Here is a 16,254-nt window from a genome sequence, read left to right as displayed (position 1 = left end):
TTTAATCCTGAGGTTTCATGGGCTCCGCCAGTTTTGAAAGGCGGGTCGCTTCGCTCTTCTTTTGTTAGTCTGCCCTCCAGCGGAGCCTGGCGCAAGCTGAAATGTCCTCGTCGTCAGATACGCGGAGCGTGACTGATAGCTGACCTGTCCCCCTTGGGTTCGGATGGCGAAGCCTTGGTTTCGTCTGGTGGTCAAATGGATATCGGATTTCGCAGAGGGAGCCTCTGATAACAATTGGTGTAACCGGCGGAGCCTTCTAGTGCGCCAGCTCGTTTTTAAATTGCGTTCTACATGTAGAAAAACTATTGCATTCTACATGTAGAATTGACTTGTGCTGAGTTTGGCCAGCAGACAAGACTTCTACATTAAGAACTTGAAACATGTTTCTACATGTTGAACGGATACAACGATGATGAACACAGAGATTGAAGAGCCGGCGACGTCTGTTGAGGACCAACTCGGCCTGCTCAAGGAGCTTCTCGGCGACGAGCCCGTGGTCGAGATCCAGCCAAGGACCACCGTGAAGCGGAACAAGGTCGCGACATCGGACATGACCGACGCCGAATTCCGGGCATACAAAGCCCGGAAGCAAGCGGAACGTCGGGCATCCCTGAAGGCGCGTGAATTGTCAGGGAGCGTAAAGTTCGACGCGGTTTCGACCCGCGAGGCCTTGGCGGATGCGGCCCTGCTGCTTCTTGCGACCGGCGGACCAGGTGCCGATGCGGTCATGTCGTATCTCTCGAAAATCTACCACGACCAAGTCGGCGCGCCTCTAACCATCCGGTCACGGGCTAAATCCGGAAAGCTCAAGCCGAAGTTGCTGCACATCGCACGCAAGTCGTCGTGATTTGTGAATGGGACATCGGCGTCCCATTCTCGATTTAGAACGCATCCGTTTGTCGCCTGCACCGAAACGCCGTTTCATGGGCTTAGCAACGCCGTTTCGGGAGACATGAGCTATGCCAAGGGAATTCTACAAGACAACGCAGCGCCAGCGGACATCCGCGCAGCAGACCCGGCAGCGTCGCGCAGCCGTCGGTAAGCCGCAGCCGGTAGCGGTAGACGAGGCTCTCTCGGCTGCCATGAAAGCCGAACTCCGGAGGATCAAGGTCTCTGGGGACAAGGAGACCAAGACGTCCGACGTCCTGAATTCGATCTGGGAAGCTGCCCTCGATCATCTGGTCGATGTCAGGCGCCTCGATCGTAAGCAGTCCTGGTCCGCTCTCTCGGCCCGGCTCGTCAAGCGACGTCGCTATTCCAAGACCTCAGGCTGATCGCGTTAGTCCCGCTTCCCCCCATTACTTCCTGTTTCAGAATCGCGGTTCCTCAAAGACACGCCGTTTGTCCCTTGCATCGCCGAAGACCACCGTCTCCTTAAAGGGAGGCATCGGAATGCAAGACTTCACACCCATGACGGCCGTAGCCGTCGCGCTCGGGGACCGCCTCAAGCAGACGTGCCGAGACAGGAACATGGACGTCAATAATTCAGCATCACGCTATGTCGCTGAACGCTGCTTGGCGCATTTTCAAGTCGGGTTCGGCCCGACGCCAATTATGGTCAAGGGCGGGCTGCTCTATCCGCAGCACATGCGCCCGACGGAAAACGGAGACATTGCTGTTGTTCGCCACTACTCCGAGCAGGAAATGCAGCGCGGCATGCAGCGCATTGGCGCAATCCTTCGCAAGGAAGGCATTGAGCTAAGCAAGATCGGCTTCGACGAGATTGACCGGGGTCACCTCGACCCGGTCACCAGGATAAAACTTGAAGCGATGTGCGGCACGATTCAGGGGAATACCCATCTCGATCTCTCGGTCGCACAGGGACCGTTCGCCTTCCCGCAAGGCGTCGTTCGTCAGCGACTGCCGTCTGTGATCAGCAACCAGCCCGGGATCGTCGCCTATTGTCAGCCGCTCGAAGCGGCCGCCGCCGAGAAGTGGCTCGCCGTTTTCCAGCAGTCCGCGACCGACTGCCGCGTCAAAAATCAGGCGGATCTACTCAGCTTCGCCGCCATGGAGATCGACAAGGATCGGGTCGCCCGTGAGATCATCCGCGTCTGCAAGCACAGGGATATCCCGCTGTCTGTGTGCGCTCCGTCGCCGACGGCGCTGTCCCGGTCTTCGATGGAACTTCGGGAGCAAAGCTGGAACGCGCTCTGCGCAGAACGCGGTTTCGAGATGACGGTTGCCCAGGCGTGGATCGAGATCAACGTTGCTTGGACAGAAACCCACCGAGCGCTGACCCGGGCCGTTATCGCCGAGGTTCGCAGCCCCGGCTATAGAGCGCCCCTCCTTGACCGTATTGCCGCTCGCCAGCCTCTCTCTCCTCCCTCCCGCCGACCGGCGCCGTAAAAATCCCCGGCGTACTGGTTCGACACCGGCTGCCACTGGGGCGTCATCTTTGTCGCTTGCACGCCGACGACGGACGCTCTCCTAACAGGAGGCATCGACGCATGGCCAACAAATACAATCACCCGGAATACCGCGAGGCCGTCTTCCGCTTATCGTGCGCGTTGGACATTCCCGACCGCGTTTTCGTGCCAATCCGCGAGCTTATTGGATGTTCGCTTGGCCGTATTTTCTGGCTCGATTGGCTTAAACAGGACGCTGTCGATACGGAGTGGATGCCGACCCCTGGCGACCACGTCGATCCGGAATGGCACCGTATCGATGGCTGGCCCGAACAAGGTGACGGACACATCTATCGAAAGTGGAGTCGACGGGCAGCATTGTGGATGCAATGGCATTCCGTAGATGCTTGGCACGTCTGCGATTGGCTGATCACTGCGGTCGCGGACGAGCATCCATGGCTCGTGAATGTCGACGACGACGGCTTTCCGAAAAAGATCATGAAATGCAGTAACCTGGAACGCCTGGTGCATGAAGCCTCAAAGGGTCTTCGCCAGCGCAACATCCGGGACATCATCCTTGGCCCGGAAGACGAAACATTCGTCTACGACCTCGGCGCCGGGCATACCCTCGTTCAACTGCTGTCGCGTGCCGCCCTCCGCAGGGAGGGCCTCCGCATGCGACACTGCGTCGGCTCCGGTGGATACGACGCGCTGCTCGATGAGCCTGGCGCCGGGATGTATTCGGTTCGCGATCAAAACGGGAAACCAAAGGCGACGTTGGAAATCCGCGACGGTTTTGTCCGCCAGTTCCGCGGGCCTGCCAACGCCGAACCTTCCACCGCGGTGAAAGACCTGGTCGCCGGAGCGCAAGTCGCGTTCGGGTGGAGAAAATGGAGCGAGCGGCGGAAGGCAGACGACCAAGAATACGGTGATGAGGCCCTCGTCGTTTTGCGCGACTTACCGCCGGGACAACGTCGCCCGGGTTGCCCTTGAGGCCGGCCGCTGGCCGGTGCAGCATTGTTTGCGGACCTTTCATAGCAGGAGAAACACTTGAGACTAATTCGCACGCTACACGATGCAATCGACGCGCATCTTTCTAGCATCGCCGACGAAGCCGCCCGGCACGAGGCGCTGGCGTACGTATCTGCGCGGTCTGACGACACTGCTGGCGGCGACAGTGGAGTTCAAGGACGACCGCGTCACTCGCATGAACGAGACAGCTTCTCGCCAGCGGATCGACGCGGCGGTCTGTAAGGCGCGTCAAAGTCAGCTTGCCGCCGCCCGTGGCTGCATTCAGACTATTTGCGTGGGCGAATTCCGGGAGACCATTCCATGCTGACGATATCGATGAAGGATTTCAGATTTGATGACGCGCGGCTCGCTGACCGGCTGGAGGCCCAGGTCAAGGAACTCAGGTCCAGGCTGCCCTACGAGAGCAGCAAAGAGCGGCGGCACCTCCAAGATGAGATTGACGCCATCGAAGCCGTTCTCTGTCAGATGCACTGCTAACCAGAACGCGAACTCGGAAGGGAATGCCGAACGATCTAAGGCGCCAACTTCCCCCCTCCGCCCTACCCACGAATTGTATAGACCGGTCTGGGAACCAATTTTCTTTTTGGGACCCGCGGGTTCTTTTCGCAAATGTCATCAATCAGCCTGTGCAGAAAGCGTCTGAAGGTTTCGTCGTCGTCCCACTTCATGTCTTTATGAAGCTGAAGCATTTGCTCCTTGAGGTTGCCTCGTTCTATCTTCGATAAGGGCGCAAAGCCTTGAGGCGAACGCGCCTGCAGAATCGCGCGCAAGTCCTCGTTTACCGGCGTCAATTCTGGCATGTCTTTCTTCCACGGACGCATTTTGATGTTGGGCTCGTGTGGGAGAGCCTTAACATCCGCAGAGGCAAATTCGATCTGCGTATAGATCTGCTTGTCGACCAACAGAGCTGTTTGATCATCGTGCCTTACAAACATGCCCCGGTCCCAGGCTTCTATAGGTATGCAAACCAGTTTCACGGCGTTTTCGCGTCCCACGGCTCGGATATCGCCGAACTTGAGATGAGCGAACAGAACCTTCTGCCAATACCCGTGGGGCAAGAATGAATAGGGCCGTCCATCGTATCCGATGAAAGGCTCAAAGATGCTCGTCGCTTCCATCACCTCAAGTCTGTGTCCCTTCGCGCTAATTGGATCGGGGCCAAAGGGCTGCCTCCGCGCAAGAGGGTTTTTTGCCCACACGCACGCGCCGGCATAAGACGCCGCAGCGTGGCGCATCACCATTTTGGGGTCTTTCCAACGAAACCAGGCGGCGACCATTTCCACGGTCCAATTCGGGCACTCGGACCCAAACACGTCGATTTCTCGCGGGAGTTCCGAGAACGGTTCGAAACAGTGCTCTCTGGCCCATTTATCGGCTTCGGCGGGCTGCATCTCGCCGTGCAGCACTTTCTCAAGGATGTCGTCGATTCCGACATGAGGCCGCAAGTGGGGCGATTTCCTTTCTTCGATCTCGGGCAACTCTTCTCTCAAGGCTTCCATGCCTTTGAATAGCTCGACGTTTTCGGCCGCTTTTTTCTGCATTCCTATGTCCCATTCTGCCGATGTCACCAAACCGTGTGCACCGCGACGTCGCTATCACGCGCCTTCCTAATCGGCGGGAAATGGAATGGGTTACCAATTCGCTCACGCCATCTCCGGCATGATGTGTCCCGGAATGTCCGGGTGCAGAAATTGTCTATCTAATTCAGATACTTATGCTGTCACATTCCGCGTATGGCGGACAGACTCCAAGTCGGCTCAAACACACTCAGAACACGAGCAAAGGAGACGTGATGCCAGATCGGACAGTACACACGACACAAGGTCGCGTAGGCGACGAGGTCGCAATCTCGACAGGTCGCAAGCACCCAACGATCCGCGGATGGAACCATGCGGGAGTCTATCGCGAGGACTATAAAGCAAGCGGTAAGAAACGCAAGCCGCGGATTCCCATTCCCACGTTGCGCGCGTTGGCCCTATCCGGAATGCCGTTCGACAAGGCGGCCGCGCTTCTCGATACCTCGCGCAATCACCTGAGGTCAGCTTCGATCCGAGCCGGCGTCGTGTTCGAGGGCGACAAGGTAACTCGGAAACGCAAACACCCATTGGACGAAACCAAAGTCGTCCTTCTCCCAGAAACAATTCCATCCGAGCAGGAGGCAGTCCCCCCGATGAATAACCCGCAGGAACAAACAAAGCAGACCAAGCGCAATAACAGCCTTCGCGGAGAGGCCATGCGCGAGCACATCAGCACACTGATCCGCGAATACGTACAAAGCCATCAGTGTGCCCCCAAGAAGAGCTGGCTCCAGAAAACGCATGGCATCGCTTACGAGACGGCAACGCGCTACTGGCCTTCGCCCGATGCACTCGGCGCCATGATGGCGACTGGCGAATGCGATCGCATCGAAGCGGATCCCGCGCCGCGAGCGACCGTGTCGAACCAGGAACTCGCGCAGGTTATCGCAGAACTCGTCTACGGCGACACGCTGGTCGAGGGCACCTACTGCGACGATAACGGACAGCATCACTGTGACGTCATCAACGTCGACGGGGCCGCGTACCAGCCTCTGATCCACAAGTGGCGTCAGCATGAAGCCGATGTCAGCGAAATCCTGCGCCTCGCGAACGAGTTGGCGGCTTAGGTAACAAAATCACGCGAACTGAAAACCGAAAGGAATGACTATGGTCGACATGAAAAAAGTGCGCGAACAGGAGGAGATCCTGGCCACGTCTACCCATGACCTGTCCCACAAACTCCACGAGATGTTGTCACGTGGTGAAACTGACTTGGCAGGCCATCTGCTCGAAGGCACAGGCAAGGGGGTTATTCTTCGCTCGCCCGCAGAGGCTCAAACGGTCCCGACGTCTACCAGCGTTGAATTGCCTGATGGGCTTCATCCCGCCATGCTCGACAATGCTGCGCTGTCACCGCGCGGACAGGTCGCGTTCGCCTACGTCGTCTTCATCTTCGGCCAGTTTCCGCAAGGTGTCCCGGCCAAGTATCGCCGACAGGTACGCCAAGCGCTCGAAACGGTCTTGGAGGAAGCCAAGGCTGCTCAAGCGTTCGTCGAGGTGCTCGTCCACACCGACCCGTCGCACGATCCCTGGCCTGCCGCAGCTTCCGTGCACTGAGCTCCCGCCATGACTTCGCCCGACTTCGGTCGGGCTTTGATCCCCGCAGATTCGCAGCATCCGATGGAGAACAACGTGCCTAACAACTCATCAAATCGTGGCCTTCGCGTCGAAAGCCGCCCCTTCCTCGCATACGACAACCGCGCCCGTGGCGCCTGTCGCGCCTATCGCGTCTGTGGCGGCGCCTGGCGTGACGAACCGCATGCAAAGTCCCTCGGCATCCTGGACGGCGGGGTCGATATTCTCCTGTGTGTGAGCGAAAACGGCGTGGCCAATCTGCTCGCGCTGGTTCAGACCAGTATCCTGGTGCGGAACGACGCCAGTCGGGGACCCGTGGCGAAATTCCTCAAGATCGAACTGCCTCTCACAGGCGATCGCGACAACACGCTCGTTCGCCAAGCCTCGGCAAATTCGCTGAAGCTCGGCAGCCTCGCCATGCAGCGCCTCGGACCGGCCATCAAGAAGTTTGTTGCAGAACACGCGAGGGCGTCATGATGATCGTGGATCGTGATTTCGCGAACGACAATGAGCGCCTCTACGCCTCATATGCTGTGCAGGTCGACACCGACGCACTCGTACATGTCACCGCCCGCGATCGTTTGCTCTCGGCTCAAACCAAACGAGGTGAGCAATGAGCATGCACCACGAGACGAACGTCCAGCAGGTTAAGGGCCTAGTTTCGCGCGCCAGACGCCCGCCATGGCCTTAACGGGCCTGATCGTCGAATTCGTTAGGCGACTGCCCTCTCCCAAGAGAGGCCATCGCCTTATCCAACAAAACAGGAAGTCATCGCATGAAAAATGAACTGAAAATCGGTAAACACGGCATCAAGCTCAGCGAAAAGGACAAAATCGACGCGATCCTCGCGCAGGTCAACGGCCGGGCGTCGAGGTTTGTGGCCAACAGACCCGACGTAGAGCGCGCCGCAGAGAAGGCCGAGGCCCGCCTCGAAGCCGCCCGCCTGCCGCAGGCCCTGCGGGTTGGGTGCCGCGTGGAGTTCATCTCCGGAGGTCCAGGAGCCAAGGCGTACGAGTATGCGGCGGCCGGCACAAAGGTCCAGATCGTCCGGGCCAGGGAGGGTTGGAGGCTCGTCGAAGCGAACAGGACCTCTGTCCACCCTCGGCAGCGCGAGAAGCTGACAATCACGGTGTCGGCGAACGTCGCCGAGGAGATCAAGGTAAGGTCGCTCGAGGACCTCCGGATCGCGGCATAGAACCGCAAGGAACCAACAAGAGAAAAGATCGAACGGTCGTCATTTTCTATCTTGACGACCGTGAGAATCGCCCTGAGCCTCATATGTGAGGATGCACAATGGCACCTACTCACAACGCAGGACCTCCCAGAAAATGGAAAAGAATTCAAGGAATAACACGCTTCAGCGTGACGAGCGGAGCCATGCCTCGCGTCTGACGGTCACCATCCCGAAGGGCACGCTCACCGCCCTCAAAGTTCATGTGGCGAGACGCGATACAACGATCCGCGAGATGGTTACGGGCCTGATTGAGAGGGAAATCGACAAAGAAAGGGTAAACGTATGAGAACAATTGAACTCGACGGCCGCTCAATCAAGAATCCCGCGCACTGCTATCACAAGCGCGGTCGTAACTGGGCGGCGATCATGCGCGGAAAGAATGCCGCGAGCTGCGAGCGGCACTTTCTCCCCACCGCAGGCGACATTGTCGATCTCGATCCTGTCCAGGCCGGCGATGTCGTCGAATTCGGCGGCGACTACATCACCAGCACCGGCCGGCGAGAACCGGATCGCCGTTGGTGGCACGTCCGCGCAATCACCGACGATGCGATGACATACGAGTCCCATTCGACCTTGGCCAAGGCGCTGAAGGCCGCGCGCGAAGCCGCCGCATTCAGTGCACCGCACGAGCTCGCCAACCAATACTTCGGCGCATAACCACTACCCGCCCCAAGGGGAAATCAAAGGAACGCACCAATGCTTCAACACAAACTCGCGGCTGTAGAAAGCGGCTGTCCAGGTGTTCGCTCGGCGCTGCTGGCGGCTCTCACGAACGCCTTCCTCGAGGTTCTCCGCGGCTGGGGGTGGCGCGGCTTTTCGAATGGCAACCGTTTCGAAGAAGCGATGGAGCGTGTCCGTGTCCGTTTCCGGACCGCCTCGCACTATGCATTCTAAGGGGACGACGAATGGATCAAGAACGGACCAACCGCCTCCTCAGTGTACTTCTGAAGAACGAGGGTTTCGATGAAATCAAGGCGCACGTTGCTGCGGGTCATCCGCTGAGCGAACTGAAGGAGGCCATCCGTGGAACAGGATGGCGCTTTCTGGTGACGAATTCGGGCCGGGACATTTCCTTGGCACGCATTGAGGCGCTGAAGACGGAATTCAAGGACGCAGTCCGCAACTTAGAAGTCGCTGCGAAAGAGCTTCGGGTGCAGGATATGGAAGCGACCGAGCTTTCAGACCAATTCGCGCAGGTACGAGTTCGAACCAAGGTCGCACGCCTGGCTCGCGCGGCCGAGCTCGTTGGGGTGCGCGTGGCGCGATATCTCCTGCCGGGTGAAGCACCCGCGGACGACCCGATCGAGCAAAGCCTGAAAACGGCAGGCTTCGAATGGAATGGCGGCGACATGGTCACGGAAATCTGGTCCGCCGACCATGAAAGGCGGTGGAAGGAGGCTCAGGCCAAGCTTCGATCCACTCAACGGAACAGGATTTCGCAGTCGGAGGTGACAGATGCCGAATAGCTATGACCCAAATCGTATCTCCGCGCTTCGCGCGCTATCAAAAAGCGGCGACGACGATGGGTTTCGACAGGCCGTCGACCTGCATACTGAGCGTGGACTTCCGATCGAGGAAATCCAGCAAGCCATTCAGGCGAGCGAATGGCGCTATGTCGTCGAAGGATGCGGGACATCCCTCGCACTGGAGCGTCGGTCCGAACTGCTTGGCTACTACGATGAAATGCTCGAGCAGATCGAGGAGACCTTGGCGACAATCACCGACCTCGATGATGTAAGAGGCGGACCCAAGGGCATGCTACGCCATCTGGAGGAACGTGAGACACTCGGCAAGCATTGTTTCGAGGCTCTCGGCGAGGGGCGGCGTGTCCTCCGTTACCTCTTGCCGGAGGATGACCTTCCCGATCCGAACCATGATATCGGTCGCCTGCTGTCTACATCAGGTTTTCGATGGGACGGCGCCTACGACGTCGAAAAGTTTCCCGGAGAGAACGAGCAGATCTTCAACGAAGCGGTCAAGATCATGGAATACACGCTCATGACTTGGTCAGCTTCTCGTTCAGTCGACGAAGAATGACGCGCGGCCGCTCGCCGCTAATAAGCTCAAGCGCCGGGAGCGGTCGCGAACCATGGAGGAGCAATTCTCGCTCGCTCCGCCCGAGCGCAGCGAGTTGGCATCCATCGTGCACGTCGCTGTCCTCCTGTTTACATTGCCGTTGCACGATCTCGGTCGCATGCAGAGCCTTGATGGCCTTAGCATTGCTGTCGAAGGCAGTATTCTGCTGGCGCCGAATGCATTCAGGTCGCCTGGGATTGCAGCCATTTTGGCAAAATTCCCCCACGCATTGAGACTGGAAAGGTGCTCGATGCGATCGACGACGATGGGATTGGACGATGCAAACTCGTTGATGCTTTTGTCGAGATGACGAAAGTCATGCGCGAGCCAATCTCCGCACGTCGAACTGCCCAGCGGCATCTCAACGCATTTGTGGCCTCTCTGAACTGAGCCAATTAGACTGATCCGGTACCCTGCCGATGACGCTGGTGTACCCACCTGGATCAAGAATTCTGGTCTTCTTGCGGACCACATGCTTAGCCGCGAAAAGCTGATTAGGCGGTGCGCGAACTGGTTTCGGCTTCGCCTGCGCCTGCTATGCTCATTGATTGCTTTGGGGGGCAAGAGGGCTCTGACCTTAGAAATAGCCGTCCCGCAAAATACGGGTTTCGGACCCTAAGCGGCCATAGCTCATCGATGGCGCAAAGGTCCGCAGTAGCTGGTATCTCGTGTCGTTCCACTCGATCCAGTCGGCGCCATACCACGTCCGTCGGAGAGGCCGTTTGCCACCGGAATGTGGATACGCAGGATCCCCGCCTTGGCGGCCGCATCCATGGCATTGCTTGATGTCCTATGTGAATAGCTCGGCCCGAGAGTGTAATTCAGGCCGAGCTCTAGATGTTTGATCCCAGGCTTTGATGGGGCATCCTTGTCTTCCGAATCAAAGGATGCGCTATGGGCCAGGTTCTTCATGGGAGCGCCACGACGACAGAGGCGGTCCGTCGAGCGATACAGCATAGTCAAGAGAGCCTGAGGACGCTTTCGAAGCGCTACGGGATCAATCAGAAGACCGTCGCCAAGTGGCGGAAGCGGGCGTCGGTTGCGGATCTGCCGACCGGCCCGAAGGAGCCACGTTCGACGGTGCTCTCCGTCGAGGAAGAAGCGGTCATCGTCGCGTTTCGACGCTACACGCTGTTGCCGCTGGATGACTGTCTCTATGCGTTGCAGCCGACGATCCCGCATCTGACGCGCTCCTCACTGCATCGCTGCCTGCAGCGCCATGGCATCGGCCGCCTGCCCGATGTCGACGGCGACAGGCCGGCCAAGAAGAAGTTCAAGAGCTATCCGATCGGCTACTTCCACATCGACATTGCCGAGGTGCGCACTGAACAGGGCAAGCTGCACATGTTCGTTGCCATCGATCGCACCTCGAAGTTCGCCTTTGTCGAACTGCATGAGAAGGCCACCACCGCCGTCTCACGCGAGTTCCTGCTGCGCTTGATCGCAGCCGTCCCTTACAAGATCCACACCGTGCTCACCGACAACGGCATCCAATTCACCACGCCCGGCGCCGGTGGCTCGGCTGTCCCGCTGATCAAGGCGGCGATTGCCAACGGTGAACGCTTCTGGGCCCATGCCTTCGAGTACGCCTGCGCCACAAACGATATCGAGCACCGCACGACCAAGGCAAAGCATCCATGGACCAACGGCCAGGTCGAGAGGATGAACCGAACCATCAAGGACGCCACCGTCAGGCGCTTCCACTACGAGAACCACGACCAGCTCCGCCAGCATCTCGCCGACTTCGTTGCCGCCTACAACTTCGGCCGCAGGCTCAAGACGCTCAAGGGCCTCACCCCTTACGAATTCATCTGCAAGGCATGGGCGTCGCAGCCCGAACGTTTTACCCTCAATCCGCTCCACCAGATGCCGGGACTAAACATCTAAGCAGCAACCCGGTAGCCGGACGCCGCGCTCGCCTTCGCACTGCCGGACGTCGTGAAGGCGCCGAGGCGCAGCGCGATCTGCTCGGCCTCGGCCGTCAACGCGTGGCTGGATGCATTAGCCTGCTCCACCATCGCCGCATTCTGCTGCGTAATCTGGTCCATCTGGCCGATGGCGCTGTTGACCTCACGGAGAGCCGTCGCCTGCTCGGCTGTGCTCGAACGGATGGCGTGGAACACCGCGCTCACCTCGACCACCTGGGCGACGATCTGCTGCAGCGATTGCGCCACCTGGTTGACAGAGGCGACGCCATCCTCGACCTGGCCGCGCGACTTTGCGATCAGCGACTGGATGTCCTTGGCCGCATCGGCGCAACGCTGGGCAAGCGCGCGAACTTCCGAGGCGACGACCGCGAAGCCCCTGCCCGCTTCCCCTGCCCGTGCCGCCTCGATACCGGCATTGAGCGCCAGCAGATTGGTCTGGAAGGCAATGTCGTCGATTACGCCGACGATACGGGCGATACTCGCTGAGGACGTCTGAATTTCCTGCATCACGCCGATGGCGTGGCCGACGACCTCGCCGCTCTGCTCCGCATTCGCGCGTGCCGCCGTCACCGTCGAATTCGCCCGGTCGGCGCCTTCAGCCGTTTGGCGCACGGTGCGCGTCACCTGTTCCACGGCCGCCGCCGTCTCCTCGAGATTGGCCGCCTGGCGCTCGGTGCGCTGCGCAAGATCGTCGGCTGCCGCCGCGATCTCCTTGGCGTTGAGGTGGATCTGGCTGGCTCCGGCCCCTATCCCGCCTACCACGCGTCCGAGTTCCGCGATCGCATGGTTGAAGTTCTGCGCAAGCTCCTGGTAGGCCTCCGGGATATTGACGTCTATGTGGGCGGTGAGATCACCGGCGGCGATCCGTTGCAAGGCGGCGCCAAAGATGCGGCTGACGAGCGCCCTTTCACCTGCAAGCGCCTCTTCCTGCACGGCGCGCTGCTTGGCCACGTCGGAAGCATCCATGTAGACGGAAATGGATAGGTCCATGTCGAGCAGAATGCCCTTGATCAGGCTCGCAAGCATCGCGCTCATCTCTTCGGCGGAGGTTTTTTGGCGGCCAAAGGCGCCCGCCTTCGGCCAATGCGCCTTCACGACCTCGCCGACTAGATGCTCCGCGATTAGCGCATAGCCGCCGATATACCAGCGCGGATCGAGACCGATCCTGGCATGCACCTGGCCGATGGCCTTAACCCTCGCTCCATATTCCGCATTGAAATTGGCGTCGATGATATTTCCCCAATGGCCAAGCTGAGCGTTCTTCGCTCGGTTCATGTGCCCGTCGGAGGAAAAGAAGGCGTTCGTCTCCGGTGTCTGTCGCACCTTGGCGTAGAACCGGTCGAGCGCAGGCCCGAGTTCCTTTTGCAAGATCGGCTTCAGCGCCTTGAGGTTCTTCCTGGCGGCGTCATAGAGTGCCATGAAATTGAGACGGCCGGCAATGTCCTCATTGCCGCTGGCGACGCATTCCGTTTTCATCCGCGAAACTTCCCTGGGTGTGACATGATCGAATGGGGTCATGGAGGATTGGACCGGTCGCTGCGCGAAGTCATGGCGTCCGGGACTTGTTTCCCGCGTTCATGGCGGGCGCGCCTTTGGCGCACAATCACGTTCCCAAACGAGGTTAGGAGGTCGATGGTAAAGGGAGCCTTACGGGCAGCATCCGGTTCGCGCCACGGATCGGAGGGCTACATACGTCCTCCCCGCCGCGATTTGCAGGGAACGATCTCTCTCGAACGCCAATCAGCGCACCCCCGTCGGTGATATAACTTATGCCGCCTCCAGGCCAGCTATCTGCGCCTTTGCCTCCTTCAGAGAGGACTCGCGCTGTTCGGAACTCACGTTGACGCCGTCGGCGACGATGACCTCAGGATTGGCGATGCCGATGAAGGCGAACACGCTCTTCAAATACGTCAGCGTGTGCTCGAAATTCTCGGCGGGAGAACCCGGTCCGTAGAAGCCGCCACGCGCCAGAGCTATGATCAAGCGCTTGTTGCCCACCAGGCTTTCAGGCCCCTTTTCGGTGTAGCGGAATGTCTTGCCTGGGACTGCGATGCGATCGATCCAGGCTTTCAGTTGGCTGGGCACGCTGAAATTGTATTGGGCTACCCCGAGTACGACCGTTTCGGCTGCCAGAAACTCTTCCAGAACGCTTCCGCCGAGTTCAAGGTCGGCCTGAAGTGCGGCATCCTGGCCGGCTTCCAAGCCTCCCCTGACGACGGCCACGTAACTGCCGGAGAGGTGCGGGATCGGGTGAGCCGCGAGGTCACGATAGACCACGTCAATCGTCGGATCGAGATTCTTGAGGCGTGCGACCACCGCCGCCGAAAGTGCGCGGCTGACCGAGTTTTCGCCGAGTATGCTGGAATCGAGGTGGAGAAGGGATGGCATCGGTAAACCTCACATGGGTATCAGAGGGGGACGCGTAACAAGCGCGGCAGGCAGCCCGCGGGGAATTCAATTGGACATTAGAGTCATTTCGACTATATAGTCAAGGTGAAATTGCACCTGAGATGCAAGACGGGATGGCGAATGGCGAAGATTAACCTTGCGCGAAGAGCAAAAATCGGACGCGACCGACGGGCTCGGACGCGGGCGCATATCCTCGAAGCGGGGGCGACGTTGCTTGCCGAAGGGGCTGCGCTCACCATTGACGCGGTTGCAGAGGCAGCAGGGGTCGCCAAGGGCACTTTCTACTATCACTTCAACAACGTCGACGAATTGGTTGCGGCGGTAGGTGTGCAGCTGGGACGGAGTTTCGACGAACTGCTGACACCCGCCCGGGCCAAGCTGCGGGACCCGATCGCGCGCCTGTCTTTCGCCTTCACGCAATCCTTGGAAAAAGCGATTTCTGACAATGAATGGGCGCGATTAGTCGTTCAGACCTCGCAAAGGCCGAACGAGTTCGGCCGCACTGTGCGCGCTGATCTTAAAGTCGATCTTGCCGAGGCTATTGCACAAGACCAGGTGACAGTGCGCGACCCGGAACTGGCCGTCGACATAGTCGTTGGCATTTGGCTGCAGGTTACACGCGGCATTATCGAGCGAGCCGCTCGGCCCGAATTATCCAGCCAAGCTCTGGAGGCGGCACTTCGGGCCCTCGGGAGTGCCCCACGCGACAACCGCAGGCTCTAACCGACATCTATTGAAGCTGTCCGTGACGGCATGATAGGGCGATCATGCGCGACGTGGGGGATCTACCCTAGCAATTCGCAGACGCGCAGTTTGTCAGCAAGCATGCTCGTCAGTTCGCCGCGGCTCGAGAGGATTTCTCCGGAATGGTATTGGGCGGCAAGCGCTCAAGGACCGACTCCGCCTGTTGAGCACTGAGACCGATCGCGCGGAGGATGGCGCTAATGACAGCGTCACGATCGAGCGAGGACAACCTGCCCTCACCCAGAGCGCGCAAGATCTGGAGCATGATCCCGACGACAACCTCCAGCTTCAGCTCCGCAGACGTCTCTTCCAGCGATTCTTTCGAAAGCTGCTGGAGGTCTTCAAAGAGGCGGCGACGAATGTTCTCGCCACCCTTCGGAGTTGCTGCCGTCATTCTTGCCGCGACCGCAGCCCATCGCGAGTCAGTGAGAGCCTTATCGATGAATAATCTGCAGCCGAAAGCAATTCGCAGGGCGGGATCGGAAATCGAGATCCGGCCCGGCTGCAGCAGTTCGTCGAACGACTGCACCAGTTCCTCCGCAACCGCTGCCGTTAAAGCCTCAAGGCTATCGAAGTGAACGTAGAACGTTCCCTTGGCGACGCCGGCCTCCTTGACCACGTCATCCACCGTGACAGATTCAACAGCCTGTCTCGCGAACAGCGAATTGGCAGCTCCAACAAGCTGCGCACGGGTTCTCGCGCGCTTTTCGCGCCCAATTTCGGCTCGGCGGGTCGGGTTGATGTTTGCCATGGTGCAGAAAGCCTCAAACTCCCACACGAATAGGTCATACTGACCAAAATGTCCAGCCTGAAGCCCGCCGCCTTGCGTCGGAAGGACTCAGCGCCATTCCTTCATTTCCCACCTGCTCAGTGTCCGCGGCTCCTCTGTCGCGCTGACCCTCGCCGAAGAAAGCCATGTACCGACCCGGAGCCGAGCGCAGCACATTCTTAGATGCCCTCGCCCGCCATGCCTGTACTGCATTGCACGACTGCACGATTCTCATATTGACCATGCAGTCGAATTGACTTAATAGTCAGATTAAATTTTGAGCCTGCACCCGGGCTTCGTGACCATCATCAAACCCAAGACCTCGAACGTTTTCGAGCGGAGGCTTTCATGCGCCCGTCGCCCGGCCAGTTCCTTAATGCCTGTGTCGTCTGCACTCGCCTCTTTACCTGGTCAGCCATCGTCAGCGGACTCGCGGACACCATCGTGCTGACTCTGGTCTCTCGGGCGGCACTCTTTGTCGCAGTAAACCGCATCCCTGAGGACGCCGCGGATCCGGACGCGATCACGGCGCTCGTTTTCGCACCCGAGCACTGACGGAAAG

General features: G+C 59.2%; 23 protein-coding genes. 19 read left to right on the top strand and 4 right to left on the bottom strand.

The window, feature by feature from the left end; translation table 11 throughout:
• The first annotated feature begins 412 nt into the window (after window positions 1-412).
• The 5 genes from RB548_RS02140 to RB548_RS02120 all read left to right on the top strand — a co-directional run bounded on the left by RB548_RS02140 (window position 413) and on the right by RB548_RS02120 (window position 3,857).
• A complete protein-coding gene (locus RB548_RS02140; RefSeq protein WP_331373422.1) occupies window positions 413-847 on the top strand; it encodes a hypothetical protein in 435 nt (144 codons plus the stop codon).
• A gap of 112 nt (window positions 848-959) precedes the next feature.
• Complete coding sequence (locus tag RB548_RS02135; RefSeq protein WP_331373421.1) at window positions 960-1,274, top strand: hypothetical protein; 315 nt, start codon at window positions 960-962, stop codon at window positions 1,272-1,274.
• Between the two features lie 118 nt (window positions 1,275-1,392).
• Entirely contained in the window at window positions 1,393-2,349 is a 957-nt protein-coding gene (locus RB548_RS02130; RefSeq protein WP_331373420.1) for a nucleotidyl transferase AbiEii/AbiGii toxin family protein, read from the top strand.
• A gap of 101 nt (window positions 2,350-2,450) precedes the next feature.
• The gene (locus tag RB548_RS02125) at window positions 2,451-3,341 is read left to right on the top strand and encodes a PcfJ domain-containing protein (protein WP_331373419.1); all 891 of its coding nucleotides are present in this window, start codon (window positions 2,451-2,453) and stop codon (window positions 3,339-3,341) included.
• A 339-nt stretch (window positions 3,342-3,680) separates the two neighbouring features.
• Window positions 3,681-3,857: a hypothetical protein gene (locus RB548_RS02120; protein WP_331373418.1), complete on the top strand. Its 177-nt coding sequence runs from the start codon at window positions 3,681-3,683 to the stop codon at window positions 3,855-3,857.
• A gap of 62 nt (window positions 3,858-3,919) precedes the next feature.
• Here RB548_RS02120 and RB548_RS02115 read toward each other — a convergent pair whose 3' ends face one another.
• Window positions 3,920-4,921, bottom strand: a complete 1,002-nt coding sequence (locus RB548_RS02115; RefSeq protein WP_331373417.1) for a hypothetical protein — start codon at window positions 4,919-4,921, stop codon at window positions 3,920-3,922.
• Window positions 4,922-5,172: 251 nt separating this feature from the next.
• On the opposite strand from RB548_RS02115, the gene RB548_RS02110 reads away from it, so the two are divergent.
• From RB548_RS02110 to RB548_RS02055, 12 genes are all read left to right on the top strand, one after another.
• Window positions 5,173-6,024 carry a hypothetical protein gene (locus tag RB548_RS02110; RefSeq protein WP_331373416.1) on the top strand — a complete coding sequence of 284 codons (852 nt, stop codon included), beginning with the start codon at window positions 5,173-5,175 and terminating at the stop codon, window positions 6,022-6,024.
• A gap of 40 nt (window positions 6,025-6,064) precedes the next feature.
• Window positions 6,065-6,514, top strand: a complete 450-nt coding sequence (locus tag RB548_RS02105; protein WP_331373415.1) for a hypothetical protein — start codon at window positions 6,065-6,067, stop codon at window positions 6,512-6,514.
• Window positions 6,515-6,589: 75 nt separating this feature from the next.
• Complete coding sequence (locus RB548_RS02100) at window positions 6,590-7,009, top strand: hypothetical protein (RefSeq protein ID WP_331373414.1); 420 nt, start codon at window positions 6,590-6,592, stop codon at window positions 7,007-7,009.
• Window positions 7,006-7,149 (top strand): hypothetical protein, encoded by a 144-nt coding sequence (locus tag RB548_RS02095; protein ID WP_331373413.1) that lies wholly within the window; start codon window positions 7,006-7,008, stop codon window positions 7,147-7,149. The genes RB548_RS02100 and RB548_RS02095 overlap by 4 nt, the downstream gene beginning before the upstream one ends.
• A gap of 158 nt (window positions 7,150-7,307) precedes the next feature.
• Window positions 7,308-7,727 carry a hypothetical protein gene (locus RB548_RS02090; RefSeq protein ID WP_331373412.1) on the top strand — a complete coding sequence of 140 codons (420 nt, stop codon included), beginning with the start codon at window positions 7,308-7,310 and terminating at the stop codon, window positions 7,725-7,727.
• Between the two features lie 133 nt (window positions 7,728-7,860).
• Window positions 7,861-8,052, top strand: a complete 192-nt coding sequence (locus RB548_RS02085; protein WP_331373411.1) for a hypothetical protein — start codon at window positions 7,861-7,863, stop codon at window positions 8,050-8,052.
• Entirely contained in the window at window positions 8,049-8,423 is a 375-nt protein-coding gene (locus RB548_RS02080; RefSeq protein ID WP_331373410.1) for a hypothetical protein, read from the top strand. Before RB548_RS02085 ends, RB548_RS02080 begins: the two co-directional genes overlap by 4 nt.
• A 39-nt stretch (window positions 8,424-8,462) precedes the next feature.
• Window positions 8,463-8,660 (top strand): hypothetical protein, encoded by a 198-nt coding sequence (locus RB548_RS02075; protein WP_331373409.1) that lies wholly within the window; start codon window positions 8,463-8,465, stop codon window positions 8,658-8,660.
• 11 nt (window positions 8,661-8,671) lie between these two features.
• The gene (locus RB548_RS02070; RefSeq protein ID WP_331373408.1) at window positions 8,672-9,232 is read left to right on the top strand and encodes a hypothetical protein; all 561 of its coding nucleotides are present in this window, start codon (window positions 8,672-8,674) and stop codon (window positions 9,230-9,232) included.
• A complete protein-coding gene (locus RB548_RS02065; protein ID WP_331373407.1) occupies window positions 9,222-9,803 on the top strand; it encodes a hypothetical protein in 582 nt (193 codons plus the stop codon). The genes RB548_RS02070 and RB548_RS02065 overlap by 11 nt, the downstream gene beginning before the upstream one ends.
• 52 nt (window positions 9,804-9,855) lie before the next feature.
• Complete coding sequence (locus tag RB548_RS02060; RefSeq protein WP_331373406.1) at window positions 9,856-10,152, top strand: hypothetical protein; 297 nt, start codon at window positions 9,856-9,858, stop codon at window positions 10,150-10,152.
• A gap of 584 nt (window positions 10,153-10,736) precedes the next feature.
• Window positions 10,737-11,729, top strand: a complete 993-nt coding sequence (locus RB548_RS02055; protein WP_331373405.1) for an IS481 family transposase — start codon at window positions 10,737-10,739, stop codon at window positions 11,727-11,729.
• Here the strand turns inward: RB548_RS02055 and RB548_RS02050 are convergent.
• A complete protein-coding gene (locus tag RB548_RS02050) occupies window positions 11,726-13,246 on the bottom strand; it encodes a methyl-accepting chemotaxis protein (RefSeq protein ID WP_331373404.1) in 1,521 nt (506 codons plus the stop codon). The genes RB548_RS02055 and RB548_RS02050 overlap by 4 nt on opposite strands.
• A 291-nt stretch (window positions 13,247-13,537) precedes the next feature.
• Window positions 13,538-14,158 (bottom strand): FMN-dependent NADH-azoreductase, encoded by a 621-nt coding sequence (locus tag RB548_RS02045; RefSeq protein WP_331373403.1) that lies wholly within the window; start codon window positions 14,156-14,158, stop codon window positions 13,538-13,540.
• A 231-nt stretch (window positions 14,159-14,389) separates the two neighbouring features.
• Between RB548_RS02045 and RB548_RS02040 the strand changes: the two genes are divergently transcribed.
• Entirely contained in the window at window positions 14,390-14,902 is a 513-nt protein-coding gene (locus tag RB548_RS02040) for a TetR/AcrR family transcriptional regulator (RefSeq protein WP_331373402.1), read from the top strand.
• Between the two features lie 109 nt (window positions 14,903-15,011).
• Here the strand turns inward: RB548_RS02040 and RB548_RS02035 are convergent, their stop codons facing one another.
• On the bottom strand, window positions 15,012-15,674 hold the full coding sequence (locus RB548_RS02035; protein ID WP_331373401.1) for a TetR/AcrR family transcriptional regulator: 663 nt from the start codon (window positions 15,672-15,674) through the stop codon (window positions 15,012-15,014).
• Between the two features lie 366 nt (window positions 15,675-16,040).
• Here RB548_RS02035 and RB548_RS02030 point away from each other — a divergent pair, with 366 nt between their 5' ends.
• Complete coding sequence (locus tag RB548_RS02030) at window positions 16,041-16,247, top strand: hypothetical protein (RefSeq protein WP_331373400.1); 207 nt, start codon at window positions 16,041-16,043, stop codon at window positions 16,245-16,247.
• Window positions 16,248-16,254 lie beyond the last annotated feature (7 nt).

This window comes from Sinorhizobium chiapasense, from assembly GCF_036488675.1.
GTDB classification, from domain to species: Bacteria; Pseudomonadota; Alphaproteobacteria; order Rhizobiales; family Rhizobiaceae; genus Sinorhizobium; species Sinorhizobium chiapasense.
The sequence above is the reverse complement of the archived record's forward strand: the minus strand, read 5'-3'. Positions and strand labels throughout refer to the sequence as shown.

Excerpts from the sequence above, each read along its gene's own strand:
- RB548_RS02130 (WP_331373420.1), top strand. The coding sequence starts at position 1,393 with ATGCAAGACTTCACACCCATGACGGCCGTAGCCGTCGCGCTCGGGGAC.
- RB548_RS02080 (WP_331373410.1), top strand. The coding sequence starts at position 8,049 with ATGAGAACAATTGAACTCGACGGCCGCTCAATCAAGAATCCCGCGCAC.
- RB548_RS02095 (WP_331373413.1), top strand. The coding sequence starts at position 7,006 with ATGATGATCGTGGATCGTGATTTCGCGAACGACAATGAGCGCCTCTAC.
- RB548_RS02060 (WP_331373406.1), top strand. The coding sequence starts at position 9,856 with ATGGAGGAGCAATTCTCGCTCGCTCCGCCCGAGCGCAGCGAGTTGGCA.
- RB548_RS02115 (WP_331373417.1), bottom strand. The coding sequence starts at position 4,921 with ATGCAGAAAAAAGCGGCCGAAAACGTCGAGCTATTCAAAGGCATGGAA.
- RB548_RS02050 (WP_331373404.1), bottom strand. The coding sequence starts at position 13,246 with ATGAAAACGGAATGCGTCGCCAGCGGCAATGAGGACATTGCCGGCCGT.
- RB548_RS02070 (WP_331373408.1), top strand. The coding sequence starts at position 8,672 with ATGGATCAAGAACGGACCAACCGCCTCCTCAGTGTACTTCTGAAGAAC.
- RB548_RS02055 (WP_331373405.1), top strand. The coding sequence starts at position 10,737 with ATGGGCCAGGTTCTTCATGGGAGCGCCACGACGACAGAGGCGGTCCGT.
- RB548_RS02085 (WP_331373411.1), top strand. The coding sequence starts at position 7,861 with ATGGAAAAGAATTCAAGGAATAACACGCTTCAGCGTGACGAGCGGAGC.
- RB548_RS02035 (WP_331373401.1), bottom strand. The coding sequence starts at position 15,674 with ATGGCAAACATCAACCCGACCCGCCGAGCCGAAATTGGGCGCGAAAAG.
- RB548_RS02125 (WP_331373419.1), top strand. The coding sequence starts at position 2,451 with ATGGCCAACAAATACAATCACCCGGAATACCGCGAGGCCGTCTTCCGC.
- RB548_RS02135 (WP_331373421.1), top strand. The coding sequence starts at position 960 with ATGCCAAGGGAATTCTACAAGACAACGCAGCGCCAGCGGACATCCGCG.
- RB548_RS02090 (WP_331373412.1), top strand. The coding sequence starts at position 7,308 with ATGAAAAATGAACTGAAAATCGGTAAACACGGCATCAAGCTCAGCGAA.
- RB548_RS02140 (WP_331373422.1), top strand. The coding sequence starts at position 413 with ATGAACACAGAGATTGAAGAGCCGGCGACGTCTGTTGAGGACCAACTC.
- RB548_RS02105 (WP_331373415.1), top strand. The coding sequence starts at position 6,065 with ATGGTCGACATGAAAAAAGTGCGCGAACAGGAGGAGATCCTGGCCACG.
- RB548_RS02120 (WP_331373418.1), top strand. The coding sequence starts at position 3,681 with ATGCTGACGATATCGATGAAGGATTTCAGATTTGATGACGCGCGGCTC.
- RB548_RS02045 (WP_331373403.1), bottom strand. The coding sequence starts at position 14,158 with ATGCCATCCCTTCTCCACCTCGATTCCAGCATACTCGGCGAAAACTCG.
- RB548_RS02030 (WP_331373400.1), top strand. The coding sequence starts at position 16,041 with ATGCGCCCGTCGCCCGGCCAGTTCCTTAATGCCTGTGTCGTCTGCACT.
- RB548_RS02065 (WP_331373407.1), top strand. The coding sequence starts at position 9,222 with ATGCCGAATAGCTATGACCCAAATCGTATCTCCGCGCTTCGCGCGCTA.
- RB548_RS02110 (WP_331373416.1), top strand. The coding sequence starts at position 5,173 with ATGCCAGATCGGACAGTACACACGACACAAGGTCGCGTAGGCGACGAG.
- RB548_RS02075 (WP_331373409.1), top strand. The coding sequence starts at position 8,463 with ATGCTTCAACACAAACTCGCGGCTGTAGAAAGCGGCTGTCCAGGTGTT.